At 47.7% G+C, this 12,678-nt stretch carries 11 protein-coding genes; 6 read left to right on the plus strand and 5 right to left on the minus strand.

What is annotated here, in order from left to right; all coding sequences use genetic code 11:
- The first annotated feature begins 295 nt into the window (after window positions 1-295).
- Together V5T57_RS20160 and V5T57_RS20165 are read left to right on the plus strand one after the other, a co-directional pair.
- On the plus strand, window positions 296-748 hold the full coding sequence (locus tag V5T57_RS20160; protein ID WP_332893072.1) for a response regulator: 453 nt from the start codon (window positions 296-298) through the stop codon (window positions 746-748).
- 44 nt (window positions 749-792) lie between these two features.
- Window positions 793-1,752, plus strand: coding sequence for a CobW family GTP-binding protein (locus tag V5T57_RS20165; protein ID WP_332893073.1), 960 nt, complete (start codon window positions 793-795; stop codon window positions 1,750-1,752).
- Here the strand turns inward: V5T57_RS20165 and V5T57_RS20170 are convergent.
- The 5 genes from V5T57_RS20170 to V5T57_RS20190 form a co-directional block, all read right to left on the minus strand.
- Window positions 1,709-2,365: an Hpt domain-containing protein gene (locus tag V5T57_RS20170; RefSeq protein WP_332893074.1), complete on the minus strand. Its 657-nt coding sequence runs from the start codon at window positions 2,363-2,365 to the stop codon at window positions 1,709-1,711. The two genes, V5T57_RS20165 and V5T57_RS20170, sit on opposite strands and share 44 nt — an antisense overlap.
- Entirely contained in the window at window positions 2,362-5,880 is a 3,519-nt protein-coding gene (locus tag V5T57_RS20175) for a response regulator (RefSeq protein WP_332893075.1), read from the minus strand. The genes V5T57_RS20170 and V5T57_RS20175 overlap by 4 nt, the downstream gene beginning before the upstream one ends.
- A gap of 51 nt (window positions 5,881-5,931) precedes the next feature.
- Window positions 5,932-7,032 (minus strand): amino acid ABC transporter substrate-binding protein, encoded by a 1,101-nt coding sequence (locus V5T57_RS20180; protein WP_332893077.1) that lies wholly within the window; start codon window positions 7,030-7,032, stop codon window positions 5,932-5,934.
- A gap of 218 nt (window positions 7,033-7,250) precedes the next feature.
- Entirely contained in the window at window positions 7,251-7,868 is a 618-nt protein-coding gene (locus V5T57_RS20185; RefSeq protein ID WP_332893079.1) for an acetyltransferase, read from the minus strand.
- Between the two features lie 3 nt (window positions 7,869-7,871).
- The gene (locus V5T57_RS20190; protein ID WP_332893080.1) at window positions 7,872-8,498 is read right to left on the minus strand and encodes a D-sedoheptulose-7-phosphate isomerase; all 627 of its coding nucleotides are present in this window, start codon (window positions 8,496-8,498) and stop codon (window positions 7,872-7,874) included.
- A 236-nt stretch (window positions 8,499-8,734) separates the two neighbouring features.
- Here V5T57_RS20190 and rfbC point away from each other — a divergent pair, with 236 nt between their 5' ends.
- The 4 genes from rfbC to V5T57_RS20210 all read left to right on the plus strand — a co-directional run bounded on the left by rfbC (window position 8,735) and on the right by V5T57_RS20210 (window position 12,616).
- On the plus strand, window positions 8,735-9,286 hold the full coding sequence (gene rfbC / locus V5T57_RS20195) for a dTDP-4-dehydrorhamnose 3,5-epimerase (RefSeq protein WP_332893081.1): 552 nt from the start codon (window positions 8,735-8,737) through the stop codon (window positions 9,284-9,286).
- 91 nt (window positions 9,287-9,377) lie between these two features.
- The gene (locus tag V5T57_RS20200) at window positions 9,378-10,385 is read left to right on the plus strand and encodes a glycosyltransferase family 2 protein (RefSeq protein WP_332893082.1); all 1,008 of its coding nucleotides are present in this window, start codon (window positions 9,378-9,380) and stop codon (window positions 10,383-10,385) included.
- Window positions 10,386-10,511: 126 nt separating this feature from the next.
- The gene (locus V5T57_RS20205; protein WP_332893083.1) at window positions 10,512-11,495 is read left to right on the plus strand and encodes an NAD-dependent epimerase/dehydratase family protein; all 984 of its coding nucleotides are present in this window, start codon (window positions 10,512-10,514) and stop codon (window positions 11,493-11,495) included.
- 77 nt (window positions 11,496-11,572) lie between these two features.
- On the plus strand, window positions 11,573-12,616 hold the full coding sequence (locus V5T57_RS20210) for a glycosyltransferase family 2 protein (RefSeq protein ID WP_332893084.1): 1,044 nt from the start codon (window positions 11,573-11,575) through the stop codon (window positions 12,614-12,616).
- Window positions 12,617-12,678: the final 62 nt, after the last annotated feature.

The following is a 12,678-nucleotide window of genomic DNA, read 5'->3' on the forward strand; positions in this document are numbered from 1 at the left end:
TAATGTAAACCACGATGAAACAAGTGACACCATAGGGCTGAAAAGAGTGATATCTGTGACCACTTATAAACACTCAATATAAGCACATATGAAGAGCTTCTCTTAGAACCTTTATTGACTGATTTTTCAATATGTTTTCGCATAGATAGAGGAAGAGAAATCCACACGAAGGTGATCACTTTTCTCTGGCCTAAAAAGCTTAATGCGATACAATAGCATCGCCCAATGATAAGAAGCCGCGCACCTACTATATTGATAAAGTCGTTTCATCCCCACCGTAATGGGAGATCAGATAATGAACCAACTCAATGAAAAACAAGCTATCTTAGTGGTAGATGACAGCCCTGCAAATATTGAAATCATCAAATCAACACTCATTCCAGAATTTACTGTTCTCGCGACACTTAATGGGGAATCTGCCGTAAAGATTGCGGAGTCCAAACAGCCTGACTTGATCTTGTTGGATATCATGATGCCAGATATGGATGGCTATGAAGTTTGCCGCCGACTTAAGGCCAGTGATCAAACCAGCCGTATTCCTGTTATTTTCACCTCGGCTAAAAATGCCATTATGGATGAAGCAAAAGGGATGATGTTGGGGGCAGTAGATTACCTGATCAAACCCTTGGAGCCTAAAATTTTAAAGGTTCGTGTTCAAGCTCAACTGTTTCAACAGCGTCAGTGGCGCATACGCGAACACCAACTGCTCACGCGCATTCATGAACTGGAAGAGTCTGTTCACCAATAGTCTAAATGCAGAAGGCTTATACTCACTCACAACCATAAGAGCTTATGATAAGCACCCCTGTAACGGTCTTAACCGGCTTTTTGGGCAGTGGTAAAACCACTCTACTCAACCATATTCTTCAGAACAGCCATCAACACCGTATGGCTGTTATTGTTAATGAATTTGGTGAAATTGGTATCGACCAAGATCTGATTGTTCAGACCGATGAAGAGCTCTTTGAGTTAACCAACGGGTGTTTGTGTTGTTCAATCCGTGGTGATCTACTGCGCACTTTAGAGCGACTTATTCCAAGATTAGCCCATATCGACCACATCTTGATTGAGACCACAGGTCTTGCCACCCCAGGCCCCATTGCCCAAACGTTTCTCAATGAACAGACATTAAAAGATCACTTTGAACTTGATGGCTTTGTGACTTTATGTGATGCACTGCATCTACCCGACCAGATCACACAACATCGTGAGTGCCAAGTTCAAGTGGCCTTTGCTGATCTAATCCTGATCAATAAAACGGATTTGGTTGATGACAGCACATTGGTCCTTGAGGCGGTGCGTCAACACAACAACCACGCGCCCTATTTAGAGATTACCCAAGCGGTTGCACCCATAGACAAACTTCTAAACCTTGGGGGTTTTAAGCCACCGGAACAACCGTTATACATGTTGGGCACACCCCACCACCATCATACGGCGGTGACAGCCGTCTGTTTAGAAATGCCTGGCAGGCTGGACAGCCAGCTGTTTGTACAGTGGTTTACCCGCTTATTGGCACTGCAAGGTGATGATTTAATGCGGATGAAGGGTATACTGAATATCAACGGTCAACAGAGACAACATCTATTCCAAGGTGTCCATCAAGTTATTGAGGGAAAAGAAGGCCCACCATGGGGGGACGAAGAGAGGATTAACCGACTGGTTTTAATTGGTAAAGACCTCAATGAACAACAGTTAACCCAAGGGTTTAAAGATTGTCTGCTACCTGATGAGCGTGCAACCACGCTTTAAGCTGTGTGGCAGCACCCTCAAACTCAAAAAGCTGCAAAGCATCCCGTACCCCTAATAAAGTGGGCTCACCTGCAAGCGTCGAATAGTGGTTGAGCAATGCGTCCAGCTGGTCAACGGCCTCTGAGTCATACCCTTCAATGGTGGCAAGAAGTCTTTGAAACTGAGCCAAAGAGGCGTCGCCCACCTTAAAGGAGGCATGGCTAGCCATCTGTGCGGCATGAGCCGCTTCATACCTATCAAACACGGCCATAAAAGGTGCCATAGCCTGCTCAATCTGTTGATGATGATCATCAAACTGATGATCATCAAGATCACCCGTTTTAAATGCATCATCTAGATCCTTCACCACTTCATATAGCTGCACAGCCCCTAGAGCTGAAGAGCCACCTTTTAAGGTATGAACCAGACGTTTGACCTCATCTTTAGAACCAGCATGCCACAACGCCCCAATATTCTTGGATGTCTGCTGATGCTGTCGTTTAAAAACCAGCAGAACTTTTTTTAAACGATCTGGCTTACCACCAGCATAGCGCAACCCAAGGTTTAGGTCGTAGCCAGGGAGTTGGTTTAGATGGCCTAACAGTGGGTCTAAAGGAGGCGTTAGTTGCGTCATGATGCACGGTCTTCATTCGCAATGGCTGTTACCTGCTGTATCTGTTCAGCTGCCAACTCAAAATCAAAACCACTCACCGCTTTCATCACGGCTTTTAAGGGTTCAACCAGTCGTTCATCCCCATTAGATTTTAACATTTTAGCGGCTAAATCTTCGGCTTCAGCATTATAATCGTCAATCAAGCTCGCCAGTTCATGAAGTTGCTCCATCCAAACATCATGATCGACAGCTTCTACCTGCTCACCCAGTAGTGCCACAGCCCCGGGTGAAGCCAACACCTCTTGCACGGAGTTTAGAACCACCGTTAACTGCTCTTCCAATGCCGCAAGTTGCGGTGCCAATTGCGCTTGCAAGGCTGAACCAGAGACCAGATCTCCAGCGAGAATATCCTCCACAGTTTTTGCACGGTTCTGCAGCACCTCCGCCCCCAGCATACCAGCTACTCCTTTTAGGGTATGCGCAAGCCGCCTAGCTTCATCTCTCTCATCCAGCGCCATCTTCTGCCGGAGATCGGAGAGAACAGAACTCTGTTCTAATTCAAACCGCTGTAATAGATTGCACATTAATGAGACGCGCCCATCTGCATAAAAAAGTGCCTTGTGCAGATCCATCCCTGCAGGTTGTTGCGGGAACGCCTCCAAGGCCTCACCAAAACCTTCACCTTCCAGCGGTTGATCTTCTCGCTCTTCTAGCTTCGACTCTAACCCCAAATGCATAGCCAGCACACGGAACATTGCACTGGGGTCCAGAGGTTTAGGAAGGTGGTCATTCATTCCCGCTTCATAACAACGCCGAACTTGATCTTTCATGACGTTCGCGCTTAAAGCGATGATGGGTAGCGCATGCATACCTGGCAATGCACGAATACGGTGAGCTGCTTCATAGCCATCCATAACCGGCATTTGCAGATCCATAAAGACGGCATCAAAGGGGGTTAACTGCACCATATCAAGGGCGGCTTGGCCATGGTTGGCAATGGTCACCTCTGCACCGGCCCCTTGCATCATCTCCCTCGCCACCATTTGATTAACCTCATTATCCTCCACCAATAAGAGGTGCAAGCCACTAAGATCCATATGTGTTGTACGGATCAAACGCTGTGTTTTCCCTTCCTCAGCGGACTCAGGCAACAAAATGGAACGTAAAGCGCCCAGTAAAGCTGCAGGGTAGACAGGTTTGAACTGCAAAGCACCGATACCTAGCCGGTCTGAAGCACGGATCAAAGCCTCTTGGGTGACAGGTGCAATTAAAAGAGTTCGCCGCAGCGATTCTTCCCCACCCAGTTTTTGCAGATCATTGAGCAAGGTTAAACCAACCGCACTCTCCTGCACCGCACTGACATCCAAAATCACCACATCAAAGGGGATACCTTCATCTCGAGCCTGCTGGCACTTACGCATACCCTCCTGGGTATCATCCGCCCAATGAACTTGAACGGAGAAGGACTCCACCACCTCTTTAAGAAAAGCACGGGATGTTGGGTTTGCATCAACCAAGAGCGCACGCTTATTCTGCAACTCCCACGTTAACTCGCAAGGAGCCAGCTCAGGCTTAAGCTCACACTCAAAACGGGCTGTAAAATGAAAAGCACTGCCATGCCCCATGGCACTAACAGCCCAAATACGCCCGTTCATCATCTCGACCAAACGTTTAGAGATGGTCAACCCCAAGCCGGTGCCGCCAAACCGACGGGTAGTTGAACTATCTGCCTGGGTAAAGGAGTTAAACAGTTTATCCAACTGTGCTCGGCTCATACCAATACCGCTATCGCGTACACTAAAGTGCAGCTCGACCTGATTGTCCAAAAAGCGTTCCACCGCAACTTGAACAACAATCTCACCCTCTTCGGTAAATTTAACGGCATTACTGGTCAGGTTAATTAGAATTTGAGAAAGACGCAGAGGATCTCCACTAAGACGCGTAGGTACACTACGCGGCACGCCATAAACAACTTCCAACCCCTTTTCGTGCGCCTTTTGAGAGATCATGGTTGAGAGGTGATCAAAAACACTCTCCAACTCAAAGTCCGTCTCCTCCAACTCAAGGCGACCCGCTTCAACTTTGGAAAAATCCAGAATATCATCAACAATGCGTAATAAAGAGCGGGAGGCACCCTCCACTTTATTCAGATAATCTCTTTGCTTGCTGTTTAGATCCGTTTTTAGACAGAGGTTGGTTAAGCCTGATATCGCATTCATTGGTGTTCGAATTTCATGACTCATATTGGCCAAGAAATCACTTTTTGTGCGAGCGGCCGCCTCCGCATCATCCTTTGATCGACGCAGTGCAGCTTCGCGATGCCCAATCAACGCAATAAAATAAGCCAACCCTTGGCTGATGCGTGAAATTTCATTCTTACCTGTTTGCATCACTTTTTCAGGCGGGTCACCTTGAAGGTGCCCCACAATGGCCCGGTGGAGTTGGGTTAAAGGGGCAACCAGCCGCCACCGCACCATCAGTACACCTAAAATAATGGCCAATAAAGCGATGGCCGCAATCGCTTTTAACTGCTGGGAGGTCTGCAAAGCGACCATCCTTACTTGCTCAGTCTGCTGCCGCACATCTTCCCGCACAACATCAAACAATCGTGCAACGGTTTCATTAAAACGAGAAGCCAACTGTTTATTGCGGTTAAGCAAACCTCGTTGTTTTTTTAATATGCCCAGCAACTCCTGCCTCAGTTGAAACAGGTTGCCAGGGCCTTCCAGCGCGGCATGTATGGCATTAAAAAAAGTAGAGAGCTGTTGCTGTTCCAGGTGCAACTTATCGTAGTAATGGTGCACCTGTTCATGCTTGTTCATAACCCGTTTTTTTAACCGCTTTAAACGGCCACGGGAGTTACTTTGAATCGCCGAGTGTAAAATGGCGCTCATACTATGAAAAGAGGCCCCAAAAGCAAGCAGATCGGTTTGAAATTGAGCATTATCTTTAACAGAAACGGTGGGGAGAAGTCGGGCTAAGGATTCATCATTACGTTGAAGGTTAAGTAGCTTATCAGAAAGCTTCTGTTCCAAGTCAATACGCCGGGCTACGACCCCATCCAAAGCGTAGAGATTATCCAACAGGTCATCACGCCGAGAGATCACAGCTTTTAAATAGTGACCTCGCTTAGCATTACCTGCGACCATACGTAATTTTTTTACCCCTGAAATGGAGCGACCCAATAACCGTTGCCAATCGATCAGCTGATCCATAACAGCCATGCGTGAAAAATCATCTTGGGCCGCAACAAGCGCAGGTGCAGCCGAAGCATGGGCAGCACTCTCGTTGGCTAATTCAGAGGTGGCTAACAGACTTTCCAGGTCAGTTTTCACCATGTGATCAACACTACGCTGCATATGCTCAAAAGCCCGTTCACTGAGCAGCAATGCCATCAACACCAGACCTGAAAGCACAACCAGCATGGCGAGAACCTGTATACCAACACTGTGCACAATTTTGAGCGGCCCTTGATCAGGCAAAGGAGCATGACTGGACGTCGTTTGAAGCGTTGGGTCTTGATCAGGTACAGACATAGACCAACCCCACAGACTCTACGTGATCAAAATCTCTATGCAAAAAGATACTCATAGGAAAGGCGGGACAAAGTGCAGTCCCCCATTTGACCATAAATTGTTGTAACCACGCTCAACACCCAGGGACTCCAACGCACTTAAATTACGTTTATATATCTCGCCATAGTTACCAACGCTACGTATGGCCCGCTTCATCCACTGGTTATCCAGCCCCAAGCTTTGACCAAAGCCACCATGAACCCCCAGAAGGTGCATCACCTCTTTATCTTGGGTACTGGCTGCAATCCGGTCCACATTCTCTTGGGTAATCCCTTTATGTTCCGCTAACAACAACCCCTGGACCAACCATCGAACAATAGAAAACCACTGATCATCTCCTTGCCGAATATAAGGGCCTAGAGGCTCACGAGAGATTAAGTCATGCAAAATATGGTGGGCACCTTGCTCCCCAACACGAACCAGCTGCTCAGAAGCTAAAATTAAACGATCGGAACTAAGGAGGTCACATGCGCCACGAAAATAACTTTCACGCATACGCTCCGCGGTCACGAATGTAGTAATGGTAAAGTGAGGATATTGTTGACCAACCAACTGCTTTAAGTTGGCATATGTGGTGGTACTTTCCAAAACACAAATATTGGCTTTTTTATACTGATCCAAACGGGTATGGGTGTGACGACTGTGTGTTAAAAATCCCTGCCCATCATAAAGGTAGGGGGTCACAAAACGCAGACCTAACCGGCTGTCACGAGCAAAGGTCCAAGTACTATTACTAAACAACACTTCATAGGCCTTGCCTTTAAGAGCCTCATACCGAAGGTGTTTATTGGCCTCAATAACCTCAATATCCTGCTCAGATCCTAAAACGGCGGCCCCCAGGGCTCGACAGAAATCAACCATAAAGCCACGCCACTCTCCCTCTTGGTCCATAGCAGACATGGTAAGAGTGCTATGCTCTAAACCACAACGCAGCACACCTTGTTCAGCAATGGATCTTAAAGTTGGCCCTAAGCTGGCGGGTGCACTTTGAACGGAAGAGACTGTCACAGACCAAGAAAGAAGGAAGAAAAAGAGGGTAAGCGTCTTAACTTTATGGCGAAAAATAGGCAACAAAGCCTGATCTAGACTTCTAAATACAGATGGTATAATCACACCTAAACCCTTAAAAGATACTAAAAGTAAAAATACTTAACGTTTATCTATACTAACAGAGCCCCATGCAAATGTGAAGTACGCCCCGCTGTTCAGCACGACCCAAGTGAGGATCTAATCACCCCCTGTTACTTTTGCAGGATTTTACGGAAACCTGCAAATAATCTTGATCTCAATCTATATTCTGTTTAACCAAGCAAAGTGTAAGCTTATGTTTTTTAAAGTGGCTTAGCCGGAACACCAACAACACGGCTGTGATCTGGAATATTCTTTACCACAGCCGCGCCCATCCCCACGATGACATCCCGCCCAAGACGGCACCCCATGCGTACTGAAGCCTGTAGACCAATAAGTGTAGCGCCTCCTACAGAGACCCCTCCCCCTAAGATGGCACCAGGGGCAAGTTGCACCCCCTCTTGCAAAACACAGTCATGTTCAACCACGGCTGCAGTATTCACAATACACCCGGCACCAAGCTTGGCATCAATCTGGACAACGGCTTGAGCCGCAATAAAGCAGCCTTCCGCAACCTTGGTATGATGACTAACCACTGAAGTTGGGTGGATGACCGTCACCGCATGAAAGCCCTGCGCTGCAAAACGCTTTTGAAGCATGACGCGAAGTGCGTTATCCCCCATACCGACGATAAAATCGGTACCTTGCACTTTAAGATCATTTAAATCGTCAGGTTCAGGCACAACAGCCCATGGTCCAACCTGATATGCCTCGGTACAGCGGTCGATTAAGGTAATCTGATCCCACAGCCCCATTAAGAGCGCAGCATCAGCCACCACTTTGGCATGCCCCCCCGCACCCACAACATACAGATGCGCCATCGGCTAAGCCTCATTGACAATGGTTCCATCCGCCAACAAGAACTCTTCGGTCAACTCCATAAGGACATGTCCTGCCGTAATATGCATCTCTTGAATTCGCCCTGTCTCTCGGTCAGGCACCACCAAGGCATGATCACACAACGGACGGGCAGGCCCTCCATCCCCACCCAAAAGCCCCATGGTGACCAACCCCTGACTTCTGGCTTGCTCCAACGCTTGCAACACATTGGGAGATTTACCGGAGGTTGTTATGCCAACCAACACATCACCAGGCTGCCCTAAGGCTTGTACCATCCGTGCATAGTAGGCTTCGTAGCTATAGTCGTTGCCACACGCTGTCATGGCGGATGAATCCATCGCCAAGGTCATGGCAGGCAGGCCAGGACGGTTCACATGGGGGCGTAAACGTACCAACAGCTCCGCCGCCAAATGTTGTGCATCTGCGGCAGATCCACCATTGCCACAGAATAGCAATTTGCCGCCAGCTCCCAGAGCCTGCGCCATAGCTTGACCCATGGTCGCAAGCTGCGCCATGTAAGGCCCATCTAACATACGTGTCTTGAGGGCCAGGGAACGTTCAAACAGATCCCGTGCATATTTTTCAGCCTGCTCCGGCGTGGCAACGGTCATGGGGTAGTCTCCCTATCCATAAAACAGAAAAATGAATGTCCATACCCTAACAAAAAGCACGACACGGCTCACGGAAGTACGCACTTTTTTATAAAATCTGTTCTTTTATATCGTGCCGTTACTTTTGAGGATCCTTTAGAATAAGCAACCCTACTCTTGATCCAGGCTTGGTGTTAGACTTCCTGTTTCTTTAACGTAAAAATACCAACGTTTTCATCCTTCTTTTCGAGTGTGCTATGCGTATTGTTGAAGCTGTTCTTAATGGTGCCCTGCTGTTGGAAAACAAACGCTTTGAAGATTCACGTGGTTTTTTTATGGAAAGCTACAACCACGCACACTTCACCGAGCTTACCGGTTGGGATGGTCACTTTGTTCAAGATAACCACTCTCGCTCCAACCATAATGTACTTCGGGGCATGCACTATCAACTCGAGCAACCTCAAGCCAAATTGGTCCGGGTCACCGCAGGTCGGGTCTATGATGTCATTGTTGATCTACGCCAGAGCTCACCGACCTTTAAACAAAGCTACGGGACCTACCTCAGTGCTGAAAATGGTTATAGTCTGTGGATACCAGAAGGTTTTGCCCATGGCTTTCTCGTGACATCTCAACAGGCTGACTTAACCTATAAAGTTAACCGCTACTACCACCCTAAGGGTGAACGGTGCCTGCATTGGGCAGATCCTGAAATTGAGATGAGCTGGCCGTTAACCGACAACCAGCCCCCCAGTTTGTCAGACAAAGATCAGCAGGGCCTACCATGGCAAGCGCTGGATCTATTCTCGTAATCGCTCGGCTTGTGCATAATCAGCTCAAAGTATCGGCATACAGGCCGTTGTTTTTATAACTTGAAAAGTCAAAGGGTAAGAGGCACATACCATGACGGATAATTCTCTTTTTACCCGGCCAGCAGATGAACCAAAGATCTCTGTCATTATTCCTGTCAAAAACGAAGGCCATAACCTTAAAGCCTGCCTTGAAGGGATATTGACTCAGGATCATGCAGTCTTAGAGATCATTGTTGTCGATTCAGGCTCACAAGATGAGACCTGCACCATAGCCCAAAGCTACCCTAAGGTTAAACTTGTTGAGATTGACCCTTCGACCTTTAACCATGGGGATACCAGAAATTTGGCTGTAAGCCACTGCCAGGGGGAAATGATCTTGGCAACCGTGGGTGATGCACGAGCATCCAATCATCAATGGATCTCTCGCCTGCTTGAAGGCATGGAAAACCCGGATACATGGGGGGTGTGCGGACTACAAGTCGTTCCTCATGAACAGGATAAAAATCCTGTAGATTGGTACAGACCTGTCTCCACCCCCACCAGCAGCCACTATCATTATGAGAATGAAGAAGCCTTTGAACGTGCTGATCTAACCGAAAAAAGGTCTGCCACAGGGTGGGATGATGTGACGGCTCTATACCGGGCAGAGGCTTTAAAACAGCTCCCTTTCCCAAAAACCCCCTATTCAGAAGATATGCTCTGGGCAGCTCAAGCACTGCGGATGGGAAAAAGGCTTGTCTACAACCCAGCAGCTCAGGTCTATCATTACCACACCTATGATGCGCACACGGTATGGCGGGTAACGCTCATCAGCATCTATATGCGCTATCTTGTCATCGGGGTAGAACCCAGTGATTACAGTACTTTCCATGTATTTCTTCAAACTGTAAAACTATTGCTCCGCACCCCAGGCCTTAGCATAAAACAGCGCCTGTATTGGCTGCGTTATAACTGGATGCTCATTCAAGCACGACGGGATTGCATTCAGATCTGCCAAAAGACGATACAACAAGGGAATAAAGCCTTTAGTGCACTCTTCAATAGACACTGTGCCACCCCCCCTATACCGCTAAAACCGAAAAATAAAACAACACCTTAAACAAAAAACATTCAATAAAAGCGTTTTTGTCTAGCCTTACTCCAACACAACCTTGGCTGGTATGATAGCTGCATTGTCAGATCGTACAACTGATAGATCGATCATGTCCTGCTCAGGAGAAATTGAATGAAGGCTTTGGTAACAGGTGGTGCCGGTTTTATGGGCTCTCACGTCGCAGAGGAGTTGGTCACAGCAGGCCATGATGTGGTTGTTTTAGATGACCTAAGCGGCGGATTTACTGAAAACCTACCCGATGGTGTCACCTTTATTGAAGGATCCATTGTTGATCAAACTTTGATCAAACAGATTTTTCAAGAACACCAGTTTGATCATGTCTATCACTTGGCAGCCTATGCAGCAGAGGGTTTAAGCCACTTTATCCGTCATTTTAATTATGAAAACAACCTCATTGGCAGTGTCAATTTAATCAATGCGGCGGTGAACCATGGGGTGAAAAGCTTTGTATTCACAAGCTCTATTGCCGTTTATGGTGGTCAAGAGCCCCCTTTTGTAGAGACCAGTTACCCCCTGCCTGAAGACCCCTACGCCATTGCCAAATTTGCCATCGAAATGGATCTCAAGGTTGCCCATGAAATGTGGGGCATGAACTTCATCATTTTCCGCCCCCACAATGTGTATGGTGAACGTCAGAATATTGGTGATAAATATAGAAATGTCATTGGTATTTTCATGAACCAACTGATGCAGGATAAAGAGATCACTATTTTTGGTGACGGTGCCCAAACACGGGCCTTTACCTACATTCGTGATATCTCCTCCATTATTGCGCAGTCGGTGTTTGAGCCAAAAGCACAAAACGAAGTCTTTAATTTGGGATCCAGCACCCCCTACAGCGTTAGTGAACTGGCCGAGTCGGTTCAGTCAGCCATGGGCAAATCCGGTAAAATCAAGTACCTGCAAGCCAGAAATGAAGTGGTACATGCCTATTCTGACCATCAAAAGGTGGCAGATATCTTTGGCCCGCTCACGACCACCCCCCTTGAAGAAGGCTTGGTAAAGATGGCGCAGTGGGCACAACAGACCGGCAGCCGCTCTAGCCAGGAATTTGATCACATTGAGATCAGAAATAAGTTACCTGAAGGCTGGTAAGCCCCACCCTTTGCCCCAGACAAGAGCCATTGATCTCCCTTTCTGACCAGAATGAATGGGAAAGTAGGAGTGACTGAATGAACACCGCCCCCATGGTCTCCATCTTGATGCCCAACTTTAATGGAGAGCATCTGGTTGCCCAAACCCTGGACTCTCTACTGGCCCAAACGGAAACACGCTGGGAGTGTGTCATAGTTGATGATGGTTCTTCGGATAAGTCACCGGAAATCATCCAAAACTATGTCCAACAAGATCCCCGTTTCGGCTTTATGAAACGTCACCGAGAACCCAAAGGGGCCTGCACCTGCCGTAACATAGGGCTGGACCATACCACCGCGCCTTATGTGATGTTTTTGGATAACGATGATCTGCTGGAACCCTTTGCCCTTGCTAACCGGCTGCAGACCATGCAAGCCAACCCTGAGTTGGACTTTGCCATCTTTCCTTCGGTCATGTTTGAGCATACGCCCCATGATCTGCGCCGATGGTGGAATATCCCCAACAACATGGACCTGCTCATGCGACAGTGTGTGCATGATTCCGTCTGCCAAGGAACAGGCCCCCTGTTTACCCGGCAGGCATTTGATCGTTTAGGCCGTTGGAATGAATCTTTGCTCTTATGGCAGGATATCCATCTTTTTTTCCAAGCTTACAGTCAGGACTATTCATGCAAAGTGTTTTGGGATCTCCCCCCTGACCTACATAATCGCTGCAACCCCAATAGCTTAAGCCGGGGTAACTTCTTAGCCCCGGGTAAACAGATCAGTCGTAAGCAGGTTATTGAACAAGCCATAGAGAGTATGCTTGCCCACGACAAAGCAGCCTACCTACCCTACATGGATGCTGAAACAGCAGAAGTTATTCAGGGTCTTAAGCGCGCTAAACTCAGTGACGAAGCCCAACAACTCCGAAAACTGGCACGGGACAAAGGGGTCTTTACACGTCAACAGTATCATTGGGCTGGTGTGGTATTGGTGCTGTGGTCAGCTGTTCGTTTTCGCGTACCCTTCGCCCAGTTTTGTATCCGCCAACTGATTAAACAGTTCCATCGATCTTCACGCATGTGTGAAGTTTCATACGATGAGTTCCCCTGCCCTGGTCACCCGCCAGAACAGAGCTGAATGTGTAAGCCCCACCCAATCAACATCTCTATCCATACCCCCACAAGAACACGCCTAAACAA

The organism is Magnetococcus sp. PR-3, assembly GCF_036689865.1.
In the GTDB taxonomy this organism is placed as follows: domain Bacteria; phylum Pseudomonadota; class Magnetococcia; order Magnetococcales; family Magnetococcaceae; genus Magnetococcus.